This is a genomic window from Streptomyces sp. NPDC058665 (genome assembly GCF_042714995.1).
Taxonomy (GTDB): Bacteria; Actinomycetota; Actinomycetes; order Streptomycetales; family Streptomycetaceae; genus Streptomyces.
Genome location: NZ_JBHXRX010000007.1, coordinates 26,221 through 50,415, shown reverse-complemented (window position 1 = coordinate 50,415; position 24,195 = coordinate 26,221). Strand labels below are relative to the sequence as shown.

The 24,195-nt window shown below is 70.2% G+C and carries 22 protein-coding genes and 1 pseudogene; 14 read left to right on the top strand and 9 right to left on the bottom strand.

From position 1 onward, the window contains the following. Positions 1-27: 27 nt before the first annotated feature. The 7 genes from kdgD (at position 28) to ACFWV8_RS06225 (ending at position 7,790) form a co-directional block, all read left to right on the top strand. Positions 28-966 carry a 5-dehydro-4-deoxyglucarate dehydratase gene (kdgD, locus tag ACFWV8_RS06255; protein WP_384198457.1) on the top strand — a complete coding sequence of 313 codons (939 nt, stop codon included), beginning with the start codon at positions 28-30 and terminating at the stop codon, positions 964-966. Between the two features lie 70 nt (positions 967-1,036). Beyond that, the gene (locus ACFWV8_RS06250) at positions 1,037-2,623 is read left to right on the top strand and encodes an aldehyde dehydrogenase (NADP(+)) (RefSeq protein ID WP_384198667.1); all 1,587 of its coding nucleotides are present in this window, start codon (positions 1,037-1,039) and stop codon (positions 2,621-2,623) included. Between the two features lie 257 nt (positions 2,624-2,880). Next, positions 2,881-3,741 carry an ABC transporter permease gene (locus ACFWV8_RS06245; protein WP_384198455.1) on the top strand — a complete coding sequence of 287 codons (861 nt, stop codon included), beginning with the start codon at positions 2,881-2,883 and terminating at the stop codon, positions 3,739-3,741. Between the two features lie 20 nt (positions 3,742-3,761). Beyond that, positions 3,762-4,787: an ABC transporter substrate-binding protein gene (locus ACFWV8_RS06240; RefSeq protein ID WP_329391218.1), complete on the top strand. Its 1,026-nt coding sequence runs from the start codon at positions 3,762-3,764 to the stop codon at positions 4,785-4,787. Positions 4,788-4,806: 19 nt separating this feature from the next. Next, on the top strand, positions 4,807-5,598 hold the full coding sequence (locus tag ACFWV8_RS06235; protein ID WP_384198453.1) for an ABC transporter ATP-binding protein: 792 nt from the start codon (positions 4,807-4,809) through the stop codon (positions 5,596-5,598). A gap of 49 nt (positions 5,599-5,647) precedes the next feature. Beyond that, entirely contained in the window at positions 5,648-7,297 is a 1,650-nt protein-coding gene (locus ACFWV8_RS06230; RefSeq protein ID WP_384198451.1) for a M24 family metallopeptidase, read from the top strand. A gap of 31 nt (positions 7,298-7,328) precedes the next feature. Further along, positions 7,329-7,790 (top strand): RidA family protein, encoded by a 462-nt coding sequence (locus ACFWV8_RS06225; protein WP_384198449.1) that lies wholly within the window; start codon positions 7,329-7,331, stop codon positions 7,788-7,790. 71 nt (positions 7,791-7,861) lie between these two features. On the opposite strand, the gene ACFWV8_RS06220 is transcribed toward ACFWV8_RS06225, so the two are convergent. Continuing rightward, the gene (locus ACFWV8_RS06220; RefSeq protein ID WP_329391226.1) at positions 7,862-8,308 is read right to left on the bottom strand and encodes an ATP-binding protein; all 447 of its coding nucleotides are present in this window, start codon (positions 8,306-8,308) and stop codon (positions 7,862-7,864) included. Positions 8,309-8,617: 309 nt separating this feature from the next. Here ACFWV8_RS06220 and ACFWV8_RS06215 point away from each other — a divergent pair, with 309 nt between their 5' ends. The 3 genes from ACFWV8_RS06215 (at position 8,618) to ACFWV8_RS06205 (ending at position 10,648) form a co-directional block, all read left to right on the top strand. Then, the gene (locus ACFWV8_RS06215; RefSeq protein ID WP_329391229.1) at positions 8,618-9,490 is read left to right on the top strand and encodes a helix-turn-helix transcriptional regulator; all 873 of its coding nucleotides are present in this window, start codon (positions 8,618-8,620) and stop codon (positions 9,488-9,490) included. After that, positions 9,487-9,738: a DUF397 domain-containing protein gene (locus tag ACFWV8_RS06210; RefSeq protein ID WP_329391231.1), complete on the top strand. Its 252-nt coding sequence runs from the start codon at positions 9,487-9,489 to the stop codon at positions 9,736-9,738. The genes ACFWV8_RS06215 and ACFWV8_RS06210 overlap by 4 nt, the downstream gene beginning before the upstream one ends. A gap of 82 nt (positions 9,739-9,820) precedes the next feature. Further along, positions 9,821-10,648: an SAM-dependent methyltransferase gene (locus ACFWV8_RS06205; RefSeq protein ID WP_329391233.1), complete on the top strand. Its 828-nt coding sequence runs from the start codon at positions 9,821-9,823 to the stop codon at positions 10,646-10,648. Here the strand turns inward: ACFWV8_RS06205 and ACFWV8_RS06200 are convergent. Next, positions 10,645-11,991 (bottom strand): vanadium-dependent haloperoxidase, encoded by a 1,347-nt coding sequence (locus ACFWV8_RS06200; protein WP_384198446.1) that lies wholly within the window; start codon positions 11,989-11,991, stop codon positions 10,645-10,647. The two genes, ACFWV8_RS06205 and ACFWV8_RS06200, sit on opposite strands and share 4 nt — an antisense overlap. Before the next feature lie 452 nt (positions 11,992-12,443). Here ACFWV8_RS06200 and ACFWV8_RS06195 point away from each other — a divergent pair. The 3 genes and pseudogenes from ACFWV8_RS06195 to ACFWV8_RS06185 all read left to right on the top strand — a co-directional run. Then, a pseudogene (locus ACFWV8_RS06195) lies at positions 12,444-13,616 on the top strand (PAS domain-containing protein); the annotation flags it as partial. Between the two features lie 82 nt (positions 13,617-13,698). Beyond that, a complete protein-coding gene (locus ACFWV8_RS06190; RefSeq protein WP_384198665.1) occupies positions 13,699-14,457 on the top strand; it encodes a PP2C family protein-serine/threonine phosphatase in 759 nt (252 codons plus the stop codon). Between the two features lie 42 nt (positions 14,458-14,499). Beyond that, on the top strand, positions 14,500-16,101 hold the full coding sequence (locus ACFWV8_RS06185) for a GMC family oxidoreductase (protein WP_384198444.1): 1,602 nt from the start codon (positions 14,500-14,502) through the stop codon (positions 16,099-16,101). A gap of 24 nt (positions 16,102-16,125) precedes the next feature. Here ACFWV8_RS06185 and ACFWV8_RS06180 read toward each other — a convergent pair whose 3' ends face one another. Both ACFWV8_RS06180 and ACFWV8_RS06175 read right to left on the bottom strand, forming a co-directional pair. Then, positions 16,126-16,797, bottom strand: coding sequence for a response regulator (locus ACFWV8_RS06180; protein ID WP_384198442.1), 672 nt, complete (start codon positions 16,795-16,797; stop codon positions 16,126-16,128). Beyond that, the gene (locus tag ACFWV8_RS06175) at positions 16,772-17,947 is read right to left on the bottom strand and encodes a sensor histidine kinase (RefSeq protein ID WP_384198441.1); all 1,176 of its coding nucleotides are present in this window, start codon (positions 17,945-17,947) and stop codon (positions 16,772-16,774) included. Before ACFWV8_RS06175 ends, ACFWV8_RS06180 begins: the two co-directional genes overlap by 26 nt. A 217-nt stretch (positions 17,948-18,164) precedes the next feature. Here ACFWV8_RS06175 and ACFWV8_RS06170 point away from each other — a divergent pair, with 217 nt between their 5' ends. Next, on the top strand, positions 18,165-19,073 hold the full coding sequence (locus ACFWV8_RS06170) for an aminoglycoside phosphotransferase family protein (RefSeq protein WP_384198439.1): 909 nt from the start codon (positions 18,165-18,167) through the stop codon (positions 19,071-19,073). Between the two features lie 83 nt (positions 19,074-19,156). On the opposite strand, the gene ACFWV8_RS06165 is transcribed toward ACFWV8_RS06170, so the two are convergent. The 5 genes from ACFWV8_RS06165 to ACFWV8_RS06145 form a co-directional block, all read right to left on the bottom strand. Further along, complete coding sequence (locus ACFWV8_RS06165) at positions 19,157-20,515, bottom strand: M14 family metallopeptidase (protein WP_384198438.1); 1,359 nt, start codon at positions 20,513-20,515, stop codon at positions 19,157-19,159. 315 nt (positions 20,516-20,830) lie between these two features. After that, positions 20,831-21,526 (bottom strand): HAD-IA family hydrolase, encoded by a 696-nt coding sequence (locus ACFWV8_RS06160; protein ID WP_329391253.1) that lies wholly within the window; start codon positions 21,524-21,526, stop codon positions 20,831-20,833. 19 nt (positions 21,527-21,545) lie between these two features. Then, positions 21,546-22,250, bottom strand: coding sequence for a phosphatase PAP2 family protein (locus ACFWV8_RS06155; RefSeq protein WP_384198437.1), 705 nt, complete (start codon positions 22,248-22,250; stop codon positions 21,546-21,548). A 33-nt stretch (positions 22,251-22,283) separates the two neighbouring features. Then, the gene (locus tag ACFWV8_RS06150) at positions 22,284-23,219 is read right to left on the bottom strand and encodes a M56 family metallopeptidase (RefSeq protein ID WP_384198435.1); all 936 of its coding nucleotides are present in this window, start codon (positions 23,217-23,219) and stop codon (positions 22,284-22,286) included. A gap of 136 nt (positions 23,220-23,355) precedes the next feature. Continuing rightward, complete coding sequence (locus tag ACFWV8_RS06145; RefSeq protein WP_384198433.1) at positions 23,356-24,033, bottom strand: DUF5134 domain-containing protein; 678 nt, start codon at positions 24,031-24,033, stop codon at positions 23,356-23,358. Positions 24,034-24,195: the final 162 nt, after the last annotated feature.

Sequence of the window (24,195 nt, the reverse complement as noted above, 5' to 3'; positions counted from 1 at the left end):
AAAAGCCACCCCCGAGAGGAAACACCGATGCCCGCCTTCACCCAAACCGAGCTTGCCGAACGCCTCGGATCCGGGCTGCTGTCGTTTCCCGTCACCCACTTCACCCGCGATCTGGCGTTCGACGAGCCCGCCTACCGGGAGAACATCGTCCGCCTGGGCAAGCACGAGATAGCCGGGCTGTTCGCCGCCGGCGGTACGGGCGAGTTCTTCTCCCTGACCCCCCAGGAAGTCGGCACCGTGGTCCGAGCCGCTGTCGACAGCGCGCCCAAGGGCACTCCGATCATCGCCCCGGCCGGCCACGGCACCGCGCAGGCGGTCGAGATGGCCCGCGATGCCGAGGCGGCGGGCGCCGACGGCCTGCTGCTGTTCCCGCCCTACCTCACCGAGGCCTCACCGGACGGCCTCACCGCGCATGTACGCGCGGTCTGCGAAGCCACTTCGCTGGGTGTGGTGGTTTACAGCCGCGCGAATGCGGTGTACACATCCGACACAGTGGCCACGCTTGCCGATAACTGTCCGAATCTGATCGGTTTCAAGGACGGTGTCGGCGACCTGGAGGAGATCACGCGGATCCACTCACGCCTCGGCGACCGCCTGGTCTTCATCGGCGGGCTGCCGACGGCGGAGGCGTTCGCGCTGCCGTACCTGGAGTTGGGCGTCACGACCTACAGTTCGGCGATCTTCAACTTCCTGCCCGAGTTCGCCCTGGCCTTCTACGGCGCCGTGCGAGCGGGGGACCGTACGAAGGTGCGCCGGCTGCTCGACGAGGTCGTGCTGCCCTACACCGCGATCCGCGACCGTAAGGCGGGCTACGCGGTGAGCATCGTCAAGGCCGGCATGGATCTGACCGGACATCCGGCGGGTCCGGTGCGGCCGCCGCTGACCGACCTCGACGAAGCCGAGCGTGAACTGCTGGCCGGTGTCATCGCGGCGTCGCGTACCGCCACGGCCGCCGCCACCGTCTGACGTCACCGAACTGTCGAAGTGCAAGGAGACACCCGTGTCCGCTCTCCCCCCGACCGGCCCCACCGGCGCCATGGTCATCGGAGCTGAACCCGTCATCGGTACGGGTGAGGAGATCCGGTCCGTCGATCCCCGCACCGGCGCGGCTCTCGACCCCGGCTACCGCACGGCATCGGCCGAGCACGTCGAGCGGGCCTGCGCGCTGGCGAAGCGGGCTTTCCCGGCCTTCCGCGCCACCGGCGCCGAGCGACGCGCCGGATTCCTCGACCGGATCGCCGAGCTGCTCGACGAGCGCCGGGATCCACTGGTGGAGCGCGCCCACGCCGAGACCGCGCTGCCCCGTCCCCGGCTCACCGGCGAAGTGGGCCGCACCAGCGGTCAGCTGCGCCTGTTCGCCGCGGAGCTGCGGGGCGGGATCTGGCAGGGCGCCCGTATCGACCCGGCACGGCCCGGCCGTGAACCGCTCCCACGCGCCGACATCCGGCAACGCCGGATCGCGCTCGGCCCGGTCGCGGTGTTCGGGGCCAGCAACTTCCCGCTGGCCTTCTCCACCGCGGGGGGCGACACGGCGTCGGCGCTGGCCGCCGGGTGCCCGGTCGTCGTCAAGGCGCATCAGGCCCATCTGGGTACCGCGGAGCTGGTGGCGCGGACGATCGCCGAAGCGGCGGCCGACACGGGTATGCCCGAGGGCGTGTTCTCCCAGCTCGTCGGCGGTGGGACTGAGGTGGGCGCCCGGCTCGTCAAGGATCCGCGGATCCGTGCCGTGGGCTTCACCGGGTCCCGCGCGGGCGGGCTGGCGATCGCGGCCATGGCCGCGGCCAGGCCGGTGCCGATCCCCGTGTACGCGGAGATGAGCAGCATCAATCCCGTGCTGCTGCTGCCCTCGGCGCTCGAATCCCGTGGCGCCGAGCTGGGTGCCGCCTTCGCTGGATCGCTGACACTCGGCGCCGGACAGTTCTGCACCAACCCCGGTCTGGTGCTGGCGGTCGAAGGACCTGGCCTCGACCTGTTCATGAAGGCCGCGGCCGAAGCCGTCGCCGCGGACGCCGGAGCCACCATGCTCACCACGGGCATCGCCGACCACTACGCCGCCACCGGTGACGCCCTCGCTGCCCGGGAGGGCGTAGAGGAGTCCGCACACGGCGGCCGGCCCCCCAGCGCGGCTCGCGGCCGTGCCCGGCTGCTGACTGTCGACGGCGCCCGGTTCGCCGCCGACCCGCGGCTGCAGACCGAGGTCTTCGGCGCGACGTCCCTGATCGTCCGATGCGCGGACGCCTCCGGGCTGACGGCAGCGGTCGAGGCGCTGGAAGGCCAGCTCACCGCGACCGTGCACGCCGACGAGGCCGATCATCCACTCGCCGCGACCCTCCTGCCGCTCCTGGAGGAGCGGGCGGGCCGCGTCCTGTTCGACGGCTGGCCCACCGGGGTCGAGGTCGGACACGCGATGGTGCACGGCGGGCCGTTCCCGGCCACGACCGACCCTCGCAGCACTTCCGTGGGAACGCTCGCGATCGAGCGCTTCCTGCGACCCGTTGCCTACCAGGACGTGCCGACCGCGCTGTTGCCTGCTGAGCTTCGTGACGAAAATCCGCTCGGTGTATGGCGCCGGCTCGACGGTGAACCCGGTCGAGACGCCCGCGCCCTCGACAGCGCCGGCTGACCGGTGGGCCAGGTGAGGCACCTGTCCACCTGGCCGAGGTCCGGCCACGCCGGCCACACCCGCGACTGCCCAGTGGCAACCCTTCCAATGATGTGAGGACGCAATGACACCGCGATGGCTCTCGCCGTCCCCATCGGCGCGCCGGATACCGGCCGCGTCGCCCCTCCCCGCCGCAGATTCCTGTTGGCGTACACGCCCCCGGCCGACAGCCGCGGTCCAGTCCGCGCACGGCGCGCCCTTTGACGGGAGATTCCGCGATGGCCACTCCTGAAGTCAGTGAAGCCGGTCCGGCGGAGCTGCGTCGGACCTCGCCCGAGTCAGCACTCGGCGACCCGACGGCAGCCAAGCCGAGAATGCTCAGCCGTGACTCGATCGCGGTCGGTGCCAAAGCGATCGCCGGGATCGTCGGACTCTTCGTCGTCTGGCAGCTCCTGGTGGTCGTCTTCGACCCGCCGGAGTACCTGGCCGTCGGGCCTCTCGCGGCCTTCGCGGAGCTGATCGACCGGCCCGAGTACTTCGCGAGCAACACCTTCGTCACCTTGCAGGAGGCGCTCGCCGGCTTCGCGCTCGGCACCGCGCTCGGGGTCCTGTGCGGCGCCGCGCTGCATTACTCAAGCACCGTGCGCAGCTTCCTCTACCCCGCGCTCATCGCGATCGACACCATCCCCAAGGTGGCGCTCGCACCGCTGTTCATCGTGTGGTTCGGATTCGGCTTCGAGTCGAAGGCGTTCGTCGCGATGGCCATCGCCTTCTTCCCCCTGGTGATCAACACCTATGACGGCCTGAGCGCGGTTCCCCACGAGCTGCAGGAACTCGCGCGGATCAACAAGGCGTCGTCGTGGAAGAAGATGATGAAGATCGACTTCATCTACGCGATCCCCTCGATCTTCTCCGGAGCGAAGATCTCCATCTCGCTCGCCGTGGGCGGAGCGGTCGTCGGTGAGTTCATCGCCGGCTCCAAGGGACTGGGTTACGTCATCCTCCTCGCCAACAGCCAGGTCGACCTCCCGTCGATGTTCGCGGCCTTCATCGTGCTCGCCGCCATCGCCCTCGCGTTGTTCTTCATCGTCGACTTCGCGGGACGGAAGCTGGCCCCGTGGAAGAACCACGCGAAGTGAGCGCGGGATCGGAGACTCGAATGCGTAACTCGATCCGCGGGATCTCCGCGATCACCGGGATGGTGCTCCTCACGACCCTGTCGGGCTGTGTGAGCAGCGGCGGGAAGAACTCGATGACCCTCATGCTCGATGTGGGGTACCTGCCGAAGCACGCCCCGTTCATCTCCGCGATCGAGCGCGGTTTCTTCAAGGAGGAGGGCCTCGACGTCACGGTCATGCCGGGGTCCGGTTCGACCAACACGGTCACCTCCGTCGTCACCGGCAAGGTCGACGCCGGCTGGGCCGACTTCGGTGCCACCGTCACCGCCCAGGGCAGGGGCGTCAAGGTCAAGCAGGTCAACCTCCTGCAGGCCAGGTCCGCCTACGCGGTCGTCGGACTCGCGGGCACCGGGATCAAGGGATGGGACGACCTGCGGGGCAAGACCGTCGCCACCGAGGGCGGCGGTGCGATGACCGCGATGTGGCCGTTCGCGATGAGCAAGCTGGGGCTCAAGGAAGGCGATGTCACCGTCGTCCCCGCATCCAGCGCGTCGAAGATCCCCGGACTGCTCGCCGGTCAGTGGGACGCCAACCTCGCCCTGTACGTCTCCGACCAGCCGGCCATCGACGCACTTGGCCGGAAGGCCGTCGTACTGAAGTGGTCCGACCTGGGCATCGACCTCTACGGCAACGGGATCGTCGCCTCCGACGAGAAGCTCAAGAAGGATCCCGATCAGATCCGGCGGTTCAACCGGGCGATGCAGAAGGGATTCCTGTGGGCGTGCGGCCACCCGGCCGACGCCGCGAAGGACTTCCAGAAACAGGTCTCGGGCTACGAGACCAAGACCATCACCCTCGCGATCAACGCTCAGTGCGCTCTCAACCGGGGCACCGGTGAGTCGGTGAACCAGTACGGCGTCATGGACGACGCGGGAGTCCAGAAAATCATCGACGTCGCCCGGAAGTTCCTCGGCCTGAAGCAGGGCAGCAACCTCACCCCCGAGGACGTTTACAGCAACGCGTACCTCACGCCGCTGAACTCCACAGAGACCATTCAGGCCCCGTGACGGCCGGACGGAGAGTCACATGAACACTCAGCCGAACAACGAGTACGCCATCTCGGTCAACAACGTGAGCAAGACCTACCGTTCCCGGAACGGTCAGGCCAACACAGTGCTCAAAGGGCTGGACTTCCATGTGAAGCCGGGCCAGTTCGTCTCGATCGTCGGACAGTCGGGCAGCGGCAAGACCACGCTGCTCAAGACGGTCTCCGGCCTCCAGGAGCCCACCGAGGGCGAGATCCTGGTCAAGGGACGGCCGATCCGCGACGGGATCGAGGACATCGCGATGGTGTTCCAGAGCCCCGTGCTCCTGCCGTGGCGCAACAACCTCGACAACGTGCTGCTGCCCCTGGAGTTCCGCGGCGCCCGCACCGACGAATCGCGCCGCTACGCCCAGGAACTGCTCGACATGGTGGGTCTGGGCAACAAGACCAAGCAGTACTCCTACGAGCTCAGCGGCGGTATGCAGCAACGCGTGGCCATCTGCCGCGCGCTCGTCTCCCACCCCTCGCTGCTGCTCATGGACGAGCCCTTCGGCGCGCTCGACGCCATGACCCGCGACTCGATGAACTTCGAGATCCAGCGCATCTGGCGGACCACGGGATGCAGCGTCCTGTTCGTGACGCACAGCATCCCCGAGGCGGTCTGGCTCGGCGACCGCGTGGTCGTCATCGGCGACCGCCCCGGCCGGATCGTCGCCGACATCGCGGTCGACCTCCCGCGGCCCCGGGGCAAGGAGCACCGGTTCTCCGCGGCCTTCTCCGACTACACCACGGAAATCGAGTCCCACATCGGAGTCGTGACCGGAATCAGCTGACCGCCGCCGGCCCGGACACCGACACCGACATGAATAGCAAGGAGTACCCATGCTGAGCCTCACCGCAGACGCCTCGCAGGTCGAAGCGGCCTACGGACTCAACGCGCGCAAGAGCCTCCTGTTCTCCGCGATCCGCCTCGACTCCTACCCCTTCGTCGCACCGCTGATCGCACGGAAGGACGACCAGCAGTACCTGCTGGTACGCCAGCAGGAGCAGGGCAACGCCCTCTCCGCCGGGGTCCCGAAGGAGCAGATCAGGTTCTACGCCCCCTGGGTCACGATCGACCCGCGAATCGTCGCCGACACTCCCGCCGCGGAGTCCCTGACGAGCCTGGTGCGGGAACTCGCCGGCGGCGCCGCGGTGCACCTCGCCGCCGACGTCGTCTACAGCCACCACCTCACGCTGTCCGGCTCCGTCGAGTTGGTCGTCGCCGACCAGGACCCCACCCCGGTCACCGCCTACGAGCTCGATCTCGGAGAGGTCCTGGCGAGGTTCGTGGAGTGGCGTGAGACGGGCGTCCTCACCGCGCGCCGGCTCATCGAGAACGTCGAGCATCTCACCGGCCTGGCGGAGGAGTTCACCACCGGCGAGGACAGCCGGTTCTCCGCGCTGAAGACGCTGGCCGGGGACCGCTCTCTCGACGCGCTGCTCATCGCCGCGCCCCCCAACTTCACCGAGGCGACCGGGTTCCCGCAGCCGGACGGCGCGGTCGGTCTGTGGCTGGCCGGTCCGGAGAAGCTGATCGTGCTGGCGCCCGAGGGAACCCCCGGGGTCTCCGGGACGGCCGTCGGCCGCTTCCCGTCCATCGCCGCCGCTGTCCGGGCGCTGACCGACGGCGTACGGACCGGGGTCGAGGAGGAGTGGATCAGCGCCGGTCTGGCCCGCGAGCTGGAGCGCGAGGGCCTGGAACCGGTCCCGGTCTCGGCGGACCTCGGCCACTGGCGGGACATCCGTGACCACGAGGACCTCGCCTTCCAGGTCGTCGCCGCGCGGGCGAGTGTCTTCGCCATCGAGGAGGCGCTGGCCTGGGCGGAGGCGGGCCTCGACGCCGGCCGCTCGTTCACCGAGCTCGACATCAACGCGGTGTACGTCAAGAAGGTCGCCGAGTTCCGTACGGTCAACGAGATCCCCTTCGGTATCGAGCCGTACTTCACCAACCTCCACTCGTCGAACCGGATGCTCTTCCCCGGCCCGCCGGTCGACTACCCGATCAACGACGAGACGACCTGCATCCAGCTCGACGCCGGAGTGCGCGTCGTGTTCGACGGGGTCAACGTCGCCACCTCCGACATGGCCCGCTCGCTGCCCCGCACGGCGGCGGCGAAGGAGGCGTACGAGTTCTTCTTCGACGTGGTGCGTGAGGGCATCATCGGGCAGCTCAGGCCCGGCGTGGTGTGCGAGGACGTGCACGAGGGCACCCTGCGCTATCTGGCGCCGCACCTGGACCGGATGGTCCGGATCGGGATGCTCGGGACCGACGTCGACTTCAACACGGAGTACCGCAAGCGCAACGTCGGCCATCTCATGGGCAAGCAGGAGTCGTTCGCCAACGAACTCCGGCCCGGTTACAAGCATGTGCTCGGAGTCGGTTCGTACGGCGCCGCCGAGATCCCCTGGCGCTACGAGAACGCGGCGATCGGCACCGAGGACCTCTGGTACATCGGGCGCGACCGTACCTACATCGTGAGCATGCGATGACGGCCGGACCGATAGAGAACCGGGATGTGACATGACCGACGTGCAGGAGCGCCTCAAGGCGCTGTCCATCGAGCTTCCAGTGCTCGGGCCGCCCCGCTACGCCTATGAGGCGACCACCCGTTGGGGGAATCTGCTCTTCGTCTCCGGGCAGATCTCACGTACCGGCTCGGGCGAGACCCTGCGGGGCCGTCTGGGAGAGGACGCCACCGTGGCCGACGGGGTGACCGCCGCGAGAACCGCCGCGCTCAATCTACTGGCGCGCGTGGACGACGCGGTCGGTCTCGACAAGGTGGAGCGGATACTGAAGCTCAATGCCTGGGCGGCGAGTTCGCCCACCTTCGTGGACCAGCCGTCGGTGATCGACGGGGCGTCGCGGCTGTTGCTCGACGTCCTGGGCGACGCGGGCCGCCACGCCCGGACGGCCTTGCCGTCCCAAGTGCTGCCCCAGGGCGCGCTGGTGGAACTCGACGCCACGATCGCCATTCGCGGCTAGTGGGTGTCCGGGCCACAGGCCCGGCGAAGAGGGCCGGACGGCAGGGGGTGCCGTCCGGCCCTCAGCCGTGTTCAGAGGCAGGTCTTCAGGGTCGCCCACACCGCTTTTCCACCGGTGAGCGCCGAGTGGTCGGCACCCCACGCGTCGGCGAGCTCCTCCACGAGGAACAGTCCGCGTCCCGACTCGTCGTCGGGGCCAGGACCGCGTGGCCGGAGCCTGCCGCCCGCGTAGTCGTGGTCGTGCACCTCCAGGCGGAGACACCGGTCGGTCACGAGACCGATGCCGCACAGGATCCGGGTACTCGGCGTGTGGCGTACGGCGTTGGTGGCCAGCTCGGACATGAGCAGGATGGCGTCCGCGCACACTCCGTCAGGCAATCGCCAGGCGGTCAGTCTCGCGCTCATCGAGTGCCGTGCCACTCGGACACTGGAACGGTCTGCCGGAAGTTCGAGCCAGTGCGAACGATCCGGGCTTGCGACGTCCAGGAGCTGGGGGGAGCGAGTCGTGCGGGGGGACACGTTTGTCGCCTTCCGTCGGGGCGGGCGCAGTCATGAGACGCGGGGGGTGAGCAACAGGCCTGCCGGACAGGGGTGTTCCGGGACGGACTCCGGGACCGGACACGCCAAAGGGCGCCAACTCCAGAGACAGCGAAGGGTGTTGACGAGGGATGCCCTTACGGCGGGATCACTCACGTAGATAACTATGCTCGCAGACGGCTTCACGCTGCAACCGCCTCCCTGATAATTTCAGGAGGGTAAATCTGTCTGGCGACACCCCCAAGTCGCTGACAGACTCCTACGAGTGACGGACCCTCAGGAGGTAGGGCGTTGAGCGAAGCTCGTCCGGGTACGAGTACCGGTGCACCCACGGTTCTGCGCATGATCCTCGGCCGGCGGCTGCAGGACATGCGGCTGGGCGCGGGCGTGTCATTGGACGACGCGGCCAAGACCCTGCGTATGAAGCCGTTGAGCATCCGCCGTCTGGAGAAGGCGGAGGTCCCCCTCAAGCCTCTCTACGTGGAGAAGCTGCTCCAGACCTACGGGGCCCAGCAGCAGGAGATAGACGAGTTCATCACCCTCGCCGAGCAGGCCAACGAGCCCGGCTGGTGGCACGCGTACCGCGATGTGCTGCCCAACTGGTTCACCGCGTACGTCAGTCTGGAGACCGGTGCCCAGATGCTGCGCACCTACGAGCCCCACTACGTCACGGGGCTGCTCCAGACCTACCCGTACGCCCGTGGCGTGCTGCGCGGGGGTTTCCCCAACGAGAGCGAGGAAGACCTCGAACGGCGCGTCGACCTGAGGACGCGCCGGCAGGGTCTCCTGGAGAAGGACGGCGCGCCCACGCTGTGGGTGGTCATGGAAGAGGCCGTTCTGCACCGGGTGGTGGCCGGCGCGGAGGTCATGCGCGGCCAGATCGAGCGCCTCCTGGAGGTCTCGGAACTGGAGCACGTCAGCGTCGACGTCGTGCCGTTCACCGCGGGTGCCCACGTGGGGGCGTGCGCGCCTTTCACCTACTTCCGGTTCGAGGAGCCGGAACTGCCCGACATCGTCTACAGCGAGATCCTCTCCGGCTCCATGTATCTGGATCAGCGTTCCGATGTCGCGGCTCATCTGGAGGCGCACAACCGGATGTCCCTGCTGACGTCGTCCGCGACCAGCAAGGCGCTTCTCAACCGCATGCGCAAGGAGTACTCATGACCATCACGGATGGAAGTGTCTACAACGGGATGCCGGCGCTGGACCTCGGGGAGCACGGCTGGGAGTGCCCCTGGAGTGGACCCAACGGGGGCCAGTGCGTGGAGACCAAGCAACTCTCCGACGGCCGTGTGGCACTGCGGCAGTCGACGGATCCGGCCGGTCCCGCACTGATCTACACGCCGCAGGAGATCGCCGCGTTCGTCGCGGGAGTCAAGAAGGGGCTCGCCGATCACCTGGCGGTCGGCTGAACCAGGACACCAGCGGGAAGGATCCGCATCGGCCCCGGCCGCGGCCTGCCCGGTACCACACGCCCATCACTGAGGGGACAGAATGACCAACTCGCATGCCGCGCGGGACATCGACACCAGCAGGCCGCACTCCGCCCGCATGTACGACTACTACCTGGGCGGCAAGGACCACTTCGACGTCGACAAGCAGGCCGCCGAGATGGTGGCGGGCGCGTATCCCGGCATCTTCGTGTGCGCACGGGAGAACCGCGCCTTCATGCACCGGGCCACCCGCGTCCTCGCGCGTGAGCACGGCATCCGGCAGTGGCTCGACATCGGTACCGGCATCCCGACCGAGCCGAACCTGCACCAGGTGGCGCAGGCCGTCGTCCCCGACGCCCGGGTCGTCTACGCCGACAACGACCCGCTCGTACTCAAGTACGCCGAGCGCCTGATGCGGAGCACGCGTCAGGGCCGCACCACGTACATAGAGGCGGACGTCAACGACCCGCAGTCTCTTCTCGACGCCCCCGAACTCACCGAGGTGCTGGATCTGAGCCGGCCCGTGGGGCTGTCGCTGAACGCCCTCATGCACTTCGTCACCGACGCCCAGGACCCGTACGGAATCGTCAGCAGGCTGCTGGACGTCTTCCCCTCGGGCAGCGCCCTGGCCCTCAGCCACTGCACGCCCGACTTCGACCCGCCCACCTGGCAGAGGGTCACCGATATCTACACCAACGCCGGGACGCCCGTGCAGTTCCGCTCGCAGAAGGACGTCGCCCGCTTCTTCGACGGTCTCGAACTGCTCGATCCCGGTATCACCGTGGGCCACCGCTGGCGTCCCGACGTGGCGGACGTGAGTGCCGACACGACGGGCACGCCAACGGACGCCGAAGTCAGCCTGTGGACCGGCCTGGCGATCAAGCCCTAGTCGCGTGAGGTCTGGGGGCGTGAGGTCTGGGGGCGTGCCGCGTCCAGTGGTTGGAAGTGGTGGGCGAGCGTCCAGGCGCCCACGCGGCTGCCGGTGCGGCATCCGGTGATGTCCGCCGTCCGGAAGTGGATGCCGGCCCAGACGCGGGCGTTGATCATGTCCTCGTTGAGCTGGTCGGCGTATTCGTAGTGCCGAGTGGTACCGGTGCCCTCGGAGCGAATGGTGAGGTCGATACGGGTGGTGCCGAGGATCCCGGTCAGGGTCCTGGTCACGGCGCCGGCGAGCGCGGCGTGGCCGCTGATGTAGTCGGGGTGCGGTGGTGTCACGAGCAGCGGCTCCCAGTCCGGGTCGGCCTCGGTGGCGGGGTTGCCGTCGGTGTCGGCCAGTTGGACGGCGGTGATCGGCCGCCAGAAACCGTGGTGGAGTTTGGCGTCCCACGCGGCGATGGCGGCGTCGGTCGCCGACGCGTTCGCCGCGGCGAACATCCGTGCTGTCTCCGCGATGCGGAAGTGGTGACGGGCGGTGTAGTCCCGGAAGGCGGACTGGAGTTGCACCACCAGGTTGCCCCCGAAGAACAGGGCGGTCTCGGTCTGGTGCGCGGTACGGGCCGAGCCTGTCTTCGCCCCCATGCTCTTCACCTCGTTCACGTCCCGGGCGTAGCGGGCCGAGGACAGGGCAGGCGGCTCGCCGGGACGGAACTGATCCGGTGAGGTGAGCGTCATGGGGCGCAGTTCGCCGAGCCAGGTGTCCAGGAACGGCAGACGCGCGGGCGGCGTTGGCCGCCAGACGCCGGGCGCGGGCGTGGCGGTGAACTTCACCGGCGCGAACCGGCCGTCTCCTTCGCGTAGTTCGACGAGGTGGTCGGCGGCGCGTTTCCCGAAGGCCACGCCCTGTCTTTTCGCGCTGCCGTCGGGGATCTTGGCGAGGGAGCCGGTGTACGCGGTGTCGAGGCGCGCCCGGGAGGCGGGGAAGTACGTGAGCAGTACGCGGTGCGCGGCGGTCACGGCCGCCGCCTCGGGCGACGCGGTGGAGGGCCCGCGCGCCCGCCACTTGTACGGGGCGTAGTCGCCCTGGATGCCGACCACGGCGTTGTAGACGGCGGCCGAGACGAAGCCGTGCCAGATGGCGGCCTGCCCGGAGGGGTGGGTGGCGCCGAGGTTGTCGTTGATGGTGTCGGTGGCGATGGCGTTCCAGTCGCGGATCGCCCCGGGGTCCGCCGAAGGCGCCGGGCGGCTCTCGGCGGTGGCTGTGGGAGTGGGGCCCGCCACGGCCGTGATGGCGAGCAGGAGGAGCGAGGTGACGGCGCCGATGAGGGGCCGTCTGCTCGAAGGAGAAGTGCGCATAGTTGACTTAACGGCTGGTCGGGCGGGATGTCACGCCCCTCGAAGGCGTCTGGACATCAGCCTTCTCCGGCGTACTCGGACTCGGCGACGCACCACGCGGCTCGGGGTGGTTCCGCTGGCTGGGGGCCTTCCAGCCGCGGATGCTCCGCCTGGTCGGGGCGGCGGCCGACGGCCGGCTGCCCAGCTCGCCGTTCCTGTCGGCGGCCCGGGGACGTAAGTGGCATCCTCGACAAGAGGGCGGAACGAACGGCCCCCGATGAGCGCGTGCGGTCATCGTTCATGCCTTTCTGTAATCGGCGAGAGGCGGTGGGTCAGTGTCCGGCAACGAGGGAACTGCGCGCCGCGAAGAGGCGAGTCGCGTCTTCGACCACGAGGTCGAACGGATCGCCGTCTCGGCCGGCGCACACATAGTGGCGGGCTATCTGGATGTCCCGGAGGAACTGCTCGTCCGTATGACCGTCGTCAGGGGCGTGACGGCGGGCCTGGCCAGGTCCTGGTCCCGGGTGGCACGGGTGGCGAAGGTGCCGGTGACCGAGGCGGTCATCTCCGGGCGGCCGGTGTGGATCGGCAACCAGCAGGAACTGGCGCGTCGCTTTCCGCGTACGGCTCTGTCCTTTCCGTACGACGTCGCCATGTACGTCGCGCCGCTGGTCGACCGGGGCGTGAGCTGGGGCGCTGTGCTGGTGCTGTGGCCGGGCACCCACCCGCCGGAACTCTCCTCCGCGGAAGAGCGCGAGGTGGACACCTCCTGCCGGCGCGCGGCGAAGGCGCTTCGGCGGGCCGCGGAGGCGGGAGATCCCCTGCTGCCGAGGCCGGACCCGCTCGCGCTGGACCTTCCGCCCCGAAACCCCGACGCGCGTGCCCGCGTCGTCGACCGGCTTCCCGGCGGCATCGCCGAGCTCGATCTGAACGGGCGCCTGACATTCATCAACGACCGGGCCGCCGAGCTCCTCGAACTGGATCGTGGCGAACTGCTGGACCGGAATCCTTTCGACGAGATCTCCTGGCTGCACGATCCCGCCTTCGAGAACGCCTATCTGGCGGCGGTCTTCAGCCGTCTCCCCTCCGGTTTCAGGGTCCGCCATCCGACGGGCCACTGGCTCTCGGTGACGATGCACGCCGATGACTCGGGGGTCACCGTCAGCGTGGATCCACTTGATTTCCCCGCCGAAGCCGGGGCGATCTCCACGGATACCGCCTCCGCCGGTCCCGCCCATGCCGGCACCCTGTTCCATCTGCTGCATCTGGCCTCGGCTCTCGCCGAGGCGAAGACCGTCCAGGAGATCGCCGACTTCCTCAACGAGCAGATGATGCCCGTCCTCGGCATCCAGGGGTTCGCGCTGATCACCGCGGAGGAGGGCCGGCTGCGAGTGATCGACTCCCGCGGTTTCCTCTCTCCCATGGCCGACGACTTCGACGGTCTTCCCATGAGCTCCCGCACCGAGGGAACGCGCATCATCGAAGGCGGGACCCCCGCGTTCCATTCCGACAGCTCGGATCTGCCGGAGACCTATCCGGGCATCGAGGCGTACGGGCGCGCGGGCGCTCTCGCCTATCTGCCGCTGACGGTCTCCGGCCGGACGATCGGCGCCTGCGTCCTCGGATACGAGCGCCCCCAGATGTTCGTACCCAACGAGCGCGCCGAACTCGTGTCCCTGGCCGGGCTGATCGCCCAGGCACTGGAGCGGGCACGCCTGTACGACCTCCATGCGGGAGCGGCCCGTGGCCTGCAGGCGGGCCTGCTGCCCAGCTTCCTGCCGCGCGTCGGGAACCTGCGCACCGCGGCCCGCTACCGGCCGGGCCGTGGGCTCCCTGGATGTCGGCGGAGACTTCTACGACCTGATCCGGCTGGACGACGCGACCGTCGCCGCCGTCGTCGGGGACGTGCAGGGGCACAGTGTGCAGGCGGCAGCCCTGATGGGACAGGTGCGGACCGCTGTGCACACCCACGCGCAGGTCGGCGCGCCCCCCGACGAAGTCCTCGCGCGCACCAACCGCCTTCTGCAGGACCTCAGTACAGAACTGTTCGTCAGCTGTCTCTACGCCCACATAGACCTGCGGCGCGGGCGTGCGCTGCTGTCCGCCGCCGGCCATCTGCCGCCGATCCTGCGAGAGCCCGACGGCCGCACGGAGGTGCTGAGACTTCCGCCGGGCCTGCTCCTCGGTGTTGAATCCGACGCCGTGTTCACCACGACCGAGATAGCCCTGCCGCCCGACAGTCTCCTGGCGTTCTACACCGACGGCCTCGTCGAACGGTCCGGCACGGACCTGGGTGACTCCGTCGACGATCTCGCCCGTCGTATCGCGCTGGCACCGCCCGGCCCGTTGGGCAGCCTGTGCGACCGGCTCGTCAAGGACGCCGAGGCGACGATGACGGAGGGGAAGAGCGATGACATCGCACTCCTGCTGCTGGAGACGGCTGCCGGAGACGGGCCGTTCGAGACAGCGGTGACCGGGTTGGCGTAAAATCGGGCGAAACGTGCACTTACTTCTCTCCGAGGAGACAAGATGCCGTCATCTGAAGCGTTCGACTACGTCGTCGTCGGGGCCGGCAGCGCCGGGTGCGTCCTCGCGTCCCGGCTGACGGAGGATCCGGCGGCCCGGGTGCTGCTCCTGGAGGCGGGCGGCCAGGACACCGATCCGAACATCAAGGCACCGGCCGGACTCGGGCTGCTGTTCCACTCGGAGGTCGACTGGGACTACCGGACGGTCGAGCAGGAGGCGGCAGGCCGGACCTTCTACTGGCCGCGAGGGAAGACCGTCGGAGGCTCCTCGTCGACCAATGTGATGATCTACGCGCGTGGCCAGCGCGAGGACTACGACGGCTGGCGGGACGAGCACCATGCCACCGGCTGGGGCTTCGAGGACGTCAAGCCCTATTTCGTACGGGCGGAGCGGAACAACCGGCACGGTCCGCCGGCCCACGGGACCACCGGGCCTTTGAATGTCGAGGACCGGCCCTACTCGCACGAGCTGTCGCGGGCCTGGGTGGACGCCGCCGCGGACTGGGGGCTGGAACGCGTCGACGACCTCTCCGGCACCTCCCCGCACGGCGTGGGGCTCACACAGGTGACCTGCCGGGACGGCCGGCGGTGGTCGGCCGCCGACGCCTATCTGCGGCCGGCGCTCGACCGGGAGAATCTGACCCTTCGTACGGGGGCGCGGGCGACGAAGGTGGTGCTTGAGGGCGGCAGGGCGGTCGGGGTGACATACGTCCAGGACGGCGCCGAGCGGTTCGCCCGCGCCGAGTCGGAGGTCGTGCTGAGCGGTGGCGCGGTCAATTCGCCCCAGCTGCTGATGCTGTCCGGCATCGGTCCCGCCGACGCGCTCCGGGAGCACGGCATCGATGTCGCGGTTCCGCTGCCCGGCGTGGGCGGGAACCTTCACGACCATGTCCTCGCACCCATCGTGTGGGAGACCCGGGACACCACCGACGTGATCGTCGACCTGCTGACCCCGGAGAACCTCCAGATGTGGGCCGAGACCGGCGAAGGGCCGTTCTCTTCCAACTACGCCGAGGCGATGGGCTACTTGTCGGTCACATCCGGCGCGTCCCGGCCGGACACGCAACTGACCGGCGGCCCGACCGCGTTCGTCCTGAGCGGGGACGAGATGCCGGGCCGGCCGGTGTTCACGATGAACGCCACGGCGCTCCAGCCGGGCAGCCGCGGACGGCTGACGCTCGCCTCCGCCGATCCGGCCGCGGAACCGCTGATCGATCCGCGGTACTTCACCGACCCCGAGGACGTGTCCACACTCGTCCGGGGTCTGCGCGCCGTCATCGAGATCGGTGAACACGAGCCGCTGGCCTCGTTCCTGGGCCGCCCCTATCTCCCGGCGAGCGCCGACCTCGCGGACCTGGACGACGCGGCGCTGGCCGACCACGTCCGCAGCTGGAGCGGCACCAGCTACCACCCGGTGGGCACCTGCGCGATGGGCGAAGGCGAGGCCGCCGTGGTGGACCCCGAGCTGCGTGTACGGGGGGTGGCCGGACTCCGGGTCGTGGACGCCTCGGTGATGCCGTCCGTCACCAGCGGCAACACCAACGCCCCCACCATCATGATCGCGGAGAAGGCCGTCGACCTGATCCGCGGCTTCCGCGACCTGTGACGGGCTCGGGCTCCCGGGAGCCGCTCAGTCCGTGAGCCAACCGGGGCTGACCATGCGGTACTCGTACGCCATGACCACGACCTGGGATCTGTCCCGGGCTCCGAGTTTGGCCATGATGCGGCTGACATGGGTCTTCGCGGTCAGCGGGGAGACCACGAGTTGTGCCGCGATCTCGTCGTTGGTGCGTCCGGCGGCGACCAGTTGCATGACCTCGCGTTCGCGGCCGGTCAGGGCGTCGAGGCGGTGGTCGGGTTTACGGGCGTGGTCAGGCCGGCTGGCGAATTCCGCGATGAGCCGGCGGGTGACGGAGGGGCTGATGAGGGCGTCACCTCGCACGGCCACCCGTACCGCGTGCAGGAGTTCAGCCGGTTCGGTGTCCTTGACCAGGAAGCCCGTGGCGCCGGCGCGCAGGGCCCCGTACACGTACTCGTCGAGGTCGAAGGTCGTCAGCATGACCACCTTCACCGCGGCCAGCCGCTCGTCGCCGGCAAGGCGGCGAGCGGCTTCGAGCCCGTCCATGCCGGGCATGCGGATGTCCATCAGCACCACGTCGGGGTGCAGTTCGCGGCAGGCGGCGAGGGCCGCGTGCCCGTCGGCCGCCTCGGCGACCACCCGCAGGTCGTCCTCGTCGTCGAGGATGCCGCGGATCCCCGCGCGAACGAGGCGCTGGTCATCGACCAGCAGGATCCTGATCATCAACTTCTCCGCCGATCGGCTCGTGGTGCTCGGTGAACGGTAGCTGCGCCCGGACGACGAACCCGCCCGCGCTGCCCGGCTCGGCGCTCAGCGTTCCGCCCAGCGATCGGGCGCGTTCCAGCATGCCCGCGATCCCGCTTCCCCCGGCACGCCCGGCGAGGGCCGGACCCTGCCCGTCGTCCTGGACGCTGAGCACCAGTTTCCTTTCGCCGTAGTGGAGCCGGATGACGATGTGCCGGGCCTCGCTGTGCTTGACGGCGTTGGTCAGTGATTCCTGCACGATGCGATAGGCGGCGAGGTCCACCGCCGCTGGCAGCGCGAAGCGGGCTCCGCTCTGCTCGACACGTACGTCCTGGCCCGCCCGAGCGGCTGAGGAGACCAGGGTGTCGACCCTGGACAGCCCTGGTGAGGGAGTGGTGGGGGCCTCCTCGTCGACCTGGCGCAGCACTCCGAGGGTGGCCCGCAGTTCTCGCAGGCCCTCCTTGCTGCCCTGCTTGATGACGGTCAGCGCGTCCTCCGCCTGGCCGGGGTCCTTCGGCAGCCGGTGCAGGGCCGCGGACGCCTGCACATGGATCATCGACATGCTGTGGCCGATCACGTCGTGCAGTTCGCGGGCGATACGCAGCCGCTCCTGCGTCGCTCGCAGCCTGGCCTCCTCCTCGGCGTAGGCGACCCGGCCGTGACGCATCGAGCCCAGGGCCACCACCGCGACCAGCCAGCCGGTCAGCATGAAGACCGCCGTGCCCTCGACGTCACCGGTGCCGGCCAGAGCCCCCGCGCCCACCCCGATGACCATCGCCGCGGCCATGGCGACCGACGCCTGGAGCCGCCCCTGGGCCGCCAGCGTGTAGAGCACGGCGATCGGGACCACGACGAGCGGGCCGTCGATCGTGCTCAGCAGGTAGTAGACACCCGTGCCGGTCACCATGAACCAGCCCACCGGCACCGGGTACCGGCGGCGCAGCAGCAGCGCCGAGCACACCGTCGTCGCGACGACCCAGGAGGCGATCAGTGACGCGGTCCCGTGCCAGCCCGGACCCAGCCGCTGCCCCTCGGCCACCCCTGTCAGCGCCAGCACGCCCAGGGCGAGTGCCCTGTCGGCACGCGGCCCTCTGGGCAGGCGGAGGCGGGTGAGATCGAGGTGGGGCATTGCTTCATTGTGCCTGCGGCGCGGTCGGACCCAGGGGTCTATGTCCGCGTTTGCTCCGAGGGTGCGTGCTGGAGGGGTACGCGGCGGCCCGGCCGGTACATCTGCCGGTGTATGTCGCGGCAACCGCCTCCTGCCGCCGGTGTACGCGGGAGCGCGCCGGGCGGCGCCGCGCGTAAATGCGTTGCCCGGCGTGATCGCCTGGGCCGATGATCGTGGGATGGACCCCACTCCCCGCGACGGCCGCGCCGGTATCGACGTCGCCCTGGTGAAACGTCTGATCGCCGCGCAGTTCCCCCGGTGGAGCGGGCTGCCCGTGACACCCGTCGAGGTCGACGGGTGGGACAACAGGACCTACCGGCTCGGCGACGGCATGACGGTCCGGCTGCCCACGGCCGCCGGCTATGTTCCCGCCGTCGCCAAGGAGAACCGCTGGCTGCCCCGGCTTGCGCCCTCGCTGCCCGTCCCCGTGCCGACCGTGCTCGGCCAGGGAGTCGCCGGTGAGGGCTATCCCTTTCCCTGGTCCGTGCGCGGCTGGCTGCACGGCGAGACGGCCCGGCGCGACCGTATCGGGGACATGTCCCGGTTCGCCGTCGAGGTGGCCGAGTTCCTGCTCGCCCTCCAGCGCTGCGATGCCACGGACGGGCCGGTCGCGGGCGAGCACAGCTCCTACCGTGGAGCGCCGCCCGCCCACTACGACGAGGAGACGCGTCGCTGTCTGGCCGCGCTCAAGGGCCAGGTGGACACCGAGCGCGCTGCCGCCGTGTGGGAAGCGGCGCTCGCCGCCGAGTGGCACGGAGCGCCCGTGTGGTTCCACGGCGACATCGCCTCCGGCAACCTGCTGGTCGCGGACGGGAAGCTGACCGCCGTCATCGACTTCGGTACGGCGGGGGTCGGGGACCCCGCCTGCGATCTGGTGATCGCGTGGGGGATGTTCTCAGGCGCCGGCCGGGAGGCGTTCCGGCGGGCGGTCGGTCAGGACGACGGTGCCTGGGCACGCGCCCGAGGATGGGCGCTGTGGAAGGCACTCCTGGTCCTGTCCGAGACCATCGACACGAACGAGGAGTTGGCCGCACTCAACCGTCAGGTGATCGGCGAAGTCCTCGCGGACCACGACGACTTCGCCTGACCGCGGCGGTGCCGCCGACGACAACGGCCGCGCCCCACGCGGGGCGCGGCCGTCTCAACCGTCTCAACCGGAGGATCGTCCCCTCAGGAGGCGCAGTACTGCGACTCCTTGCCGATGGAGCGGTACATGCAGTCGGCGTTCTCCAGCAGTTGCAGGACCGCGTCGCGGTTGCGGCTCGTCTCCCGCTCGATCACCTCGTCGGGCGGGTAGAAGCCGCCGCCCCCGGAACTGCCCGGGTACATCTCGAAGGTGTAGGCGAACACCTTCTGGCTGCCCCACAGCCAGTCGTCGATCGACCCGTCCGTGATGTACAGGTCGCTCGCCTGCTCCGCGGTGTAGCCGTTGCTTGCCGCCATCTTCCCGCCGACGGCGGCGAAGGCGTTCCGGTCGTCGAGCGTCATACCGGGAGCGGTGTCGGCGTTCGTGTAGCCGTACGGCCACAGCACCAGTTCGCTGTACGTGTGGAAGTCGATGGCCGCCTTGAGCTGCTGCTCGCCGCCGACGACCCGGCTGCGCGCGAAGTCCCCGACCACCTTGACCTCAGGCGCGGACTCGGCGCGCGCGCCGCGGTACGTCTCCGAGCCGGGGCTGGTGGAGGAACCGCCGCAACAGCCCCACTGGAAGGCCCAGTTGCGGTTGAGGTCCGTACCGATAGCCGAGGAACCGGAGTTGGGCTGGCGGTTCTTGCGCCAGCTGCGGTAGGAGCCGGTGGCTATGTCGTACTCGCCGCCGTCCGGGTTGACGTCCGGGACGATCCAGATCTCCCGGTTGTTCACGGCGTTGGTGACCCGTGAGTCGGTGCCGTAGGTGTCACCCAGCTCCCGGATCAGATACAGCGCCATCTCGACGGTCAGATGCTCGCGGGCGTGCTGGTGGTGCGTGAAGAGCACCTCGGGCTCGTTCTCGTCCGTCGCCACGTTGTCGCTGATCTTGACCGCGACGATGTCCCGGCCCTCGTAGCTCTTTCCGATGACGCGCTTGCTGATCAGGTTGGGGTGGGCGGCGATCCGCTGGTCGATCTCGGCGTTCATCTCGGCGTAGTTGTGGTAGCGCGAGTCGGCCGAGGGGAAGTCGAACGGCTCCACGGCCTTGCCGTTCGTTCTGGCGGGCGGCGCGGGCAGCGGGTCGAGCCGGTGGCCGAGCGCGCGCAGCCGCTTCGCCTGGGAGCCGGTGGCGCTGACGACCGTCGAGCGCGCGCCCGCCTCGTCCACCGACACGCCGGTGGCGGCGATGGCGGTACGGGCCGCGGCGTCGGCGGCGCCCGGGATCTCGTACTGCCGGATCCGCTCGTCGGCGGCCCCGGCGGCTCCGGCCCCGGGCGCGGCCTTCGCGGCGGGCGCCGGGGGAGCGGCCTCGGCCGTGAACGGGACTGCCACGGCGAGCGCCAGCAGGACCGCGAGGGCGGCGGCCTTCGATCTGCTCTCGCGTATGCGAAGTCGCATGGTGTTTCTCCTGGGTGGGGGGTGTGGGGGGGGGTTCGGCCGCGCCGGGTGGGGCGTGGGCGGCCAGGTCCTGTTCACCGGACAGGACCTGATTGTTCGCGCACATCGTGGCGGGATGGCATGGTCCGGTCAAGTGACCAACTTCGGCCATCCCTGTGAACCCTCCCGTGGACCCCCGTGCCCCCGGCTCCGGCCGCGGCGCCCGCCGCCGTCGCCGGCACCACCTCCGGGGCGGGCATCGCCGCATGCCGCCCCGTGAAGTGGTCCCGGACCCAGGCCGTGGTTGTTCTCGCGGACAGGTTTCGGGGACGCTCCTCAGCGGGTGAGGGCGAGAACCGGGCGCAGGCCGGCCGGGCGCTCCTCCACCGGCAGATGGTCCACGAAGTGGACGGCGCAGCCCAGTTCGGCCGCGCCGCCGTCCGCCTCCCGGTCGTCCCCGACCATCAGCACGTCGTGCGGATCCTGCCCGATGGCCTCGCAGGCCGCTCCGAAGAGCCGCGGGTCGGGTTTCTGGACGCCGTGCTCGTACGACAGCACATAGGCGTCCACGAAGTCGTCCAGGCCGTGTGCGCGGAAGACCGGACGCAGATCCCAGCCGATGTTGCTGATGACACCGACGCCGATGCCCTCACGCTTCAGGGTGCCGAGCACTTCCGCGGTGTCCGCGTACGGCCGCCAGGCGTCCGGCGTCCGGTGCCGTTCGTAGAGCGCGTCGTACAACCGGGGGTCGGGGAGGTCCACCTGCCGGGCGAGACCGGTGTACACGGCCCTGTGCCGCTCGGCGCTCTCGTCGCGCGTGGCCCACAGCCCGGCCAGATCCGGCGGCAGTTGCTGTGGCGACGACCCGCCGGGCAGGGCGCCCGCGACGGCCAGCCGGACCGCGTACCGCCGGACCTCCTCGGGCGGCACCGGAACACTCAACTCGTCGAGTACGGCCCGGAGCCAGGAGCCGGCCGATTCGATACGGAACAGGGTCCCTGAGAAGTCGAAAAGCACACCCTTGATCTTCATGGACCCGATCCTTGCCGGGTCACCGCCACCGGGACAAGGCCCGTCCTTCGTACGTGGCGATGGACACGGCCACCAGACATGCCCCGAACAGCCACCCGCCCACCACGTCCGAACTCCAGTGCACCCCCAGCCAGACGCGGTTGAACCCGGAGCCGAACACCGACACGACCCCGACCACCACCGCGACCGACCACGGCGGACCGCTCAGGCCGTGCTGCCGCAGCAGCCACAGGAGTATCCCGACGGTGACGGTGGCGGTCATCGCGTGGCCCGAGGGGAACGCCGCGTAGTGCGCCGAGTCGAGCGGGTCGGGCCACGTCGGGCGCTCGCGCCCGACCGCGGCCTTCACGCCCTGCGACACCAGGGCGCCGACCAGAGACGTCAGGGCGACCCAACAGGCCAGGAGGCGCGAGCCGTTGAACCAGAGAAGGAAGAAGGCGACGGCTGTCAGGACGCGCATGGTCCAGGGGTCCCACACCCAGTCGGTGAGAATCCGGTTCACGTGGGTGAGACCCGGGTCGGCCACCGCCCACCGGTGCAGGTCCACGGAGACCGTCCGGTCGAGGGAGAACAGCGGACCCCACCCGGCCGCGACGAGCGCCAGCAGCGTCAGGGAGGCCACACCCAGGACGACGGCGAGACGGGCCGGGGTCACGGCTCCCCGCGGTGTGGGCGGTGACGGTGGGGCGGGCCGTGACGGCGGGGGCACCGCGGGGGATTGCATGCGCTGATCCTTACTGACGACGGCCCCGCAAAACTATCCCAGCGTGCGCAGCGCGGGAATGAACGCGACCACGAGCGGAACCGCGGGCACCAGCGCGGCAGCCGCCGTCAGCCGCAGCCGGCGGCCCGCGGTGAGCCGGGGGAGGGGCGACAGCAGCCGGTCCACCCGGCGCGGCAGTTCGGTGTCCGGCGTCGGGCAGGGGCCGAACACCCCACGGTCCTCGTTCAGTTCGACCAGGGCGAGCGCGATCGTCAGCCGGCCGAAACGGCGCGAGGCGGCATCGTCGGCGGCCAGCTCCACCAGGCGGTGCATCTCGGCCTGGAACGCCGCGAAGACCGGGATCTGCGGGAAGCCGTTGGCGAGCGCCGACGAGCAGTGCAGCAGCCAGTCGTGGCGGGCGCGGGCGTGGCCCTGCTCGTGGGCCAGCACGGCGTCGAGCTGGCGGCCCTTGAGCCGCCGCAGGGCGGCCGTGGTGATGACCAGTTGCGGTGCCGCGCCCGGCAGCCACCAGGCGCCGGGACGCTCGCCCTCAAGGACGACCAGCGGGCCGCCGCCGGACTCCTCGCCGGGCAACAGCGGTGAACGGACGAGCAGTTCGCTCCGGCGCCGCTTGCGGCGCGTGCGCGCCCGGTGGATCTCGCGCGTGAGCATCGCGCCCGTCCACACTCCGCCGGCCGCCAGGAGCACGGCCAGCGCGGCGGACCAGGGCCGGTGTGCGCCGAGCGCGTACGCCTCGACGACCCCGCTCGGGGCCGGGGCGAAGACATGGCCCCGTACGGCCAGCCAGGCCGCCGCGGCGCTGAAGGTCATGGCGAGGGCGAAGCAGAGCAGTACGGCGGCCACCACGCACTGCCAGACCCAGAGGGCCACCACCGGCTCGCGCTCGGGCCATTCGGTACGGGCCAGCAGTCGCGGGGCGACCACAGCGGCCAGCGCACCGAGCGTCAGCAGCACGAGGGAGACCGTCATGGGTGTCAGTTTATGAGCGCGGTGCCGCTCATGGGGCCGGCCGCGGGCGGCAAGTGACGCAGGACACGATGGCAGGGCGGTTCGCGCGGCGTGGACGCGGCATGTGTACGCGGCGTGCCGCCCCGCGCGGCGTACGTCAGAGCGTGAGCAGCATCGCCAGCATCGCGATGCCCATGGAGAGCCGGCAGGCCAGGGCCAGCTCGGGCCGGTCGGCCCGGACACCGGTCGCCGTCTCCGTCACCACCCCCGTCGCCGCTCCACCGACGGTCCCACGACCGGCATCACCGACCGCCGACGGCGCCCCGCCGGCCTCCGGAACGACCGGGTCCGCGCGCTCCGGCGCGGTCACGCTCTGCAGGGGGAGCAGCCGCGCGCCCGTCCACAGCACGAACCCCGCGTAGTAGATCAGCAGCACGCCCGTGGCCAGGGGGGTGCCGCCCGCGTGGTGCCCGCCGTGCGTGCCGCCCGGGAGCAGCGCCATCGCCACCGACATGTAGACCATGGCGAGCATCCCCACGAGATGGTGCAGATGGTGCGAGGTCCCCCGGGCCGGGCCCAGGGCGCGCAGCGCGGCGACTCCGAACACCGTCGCGTACAGCAGCCAGATCCAGCGCGGCGGGCTGATCACCGCCGCCGGCACGGCCATCGCCGCCATCCCGAACCCCATCAGCGCCTCGCCGCCCGCCGTGCCGCGCCCCGCGCCCCCGCCGCCCCGCACTCTGAGCAGGCAGTACGTCCCGGTCGCCGCGCAGAGCGCCACGACCAGCCAGCCGGCGGTCGCCGGTCCGTGCACCGCGCACCTCCCCCTCGCCATGATCCAACGATGTCCGCACAAACGGTGTCAACGGTGAAATGCCCCAGTCGTTCGAGGCGCACGCGAGCGCAGAGAGACACGGGGGGAGCGCACCGGGGGACACGGCCGGCTCCACGGTCACCGGTCGGGGTATGGGGAAACCACGTGCTTTTCGCATTCCGC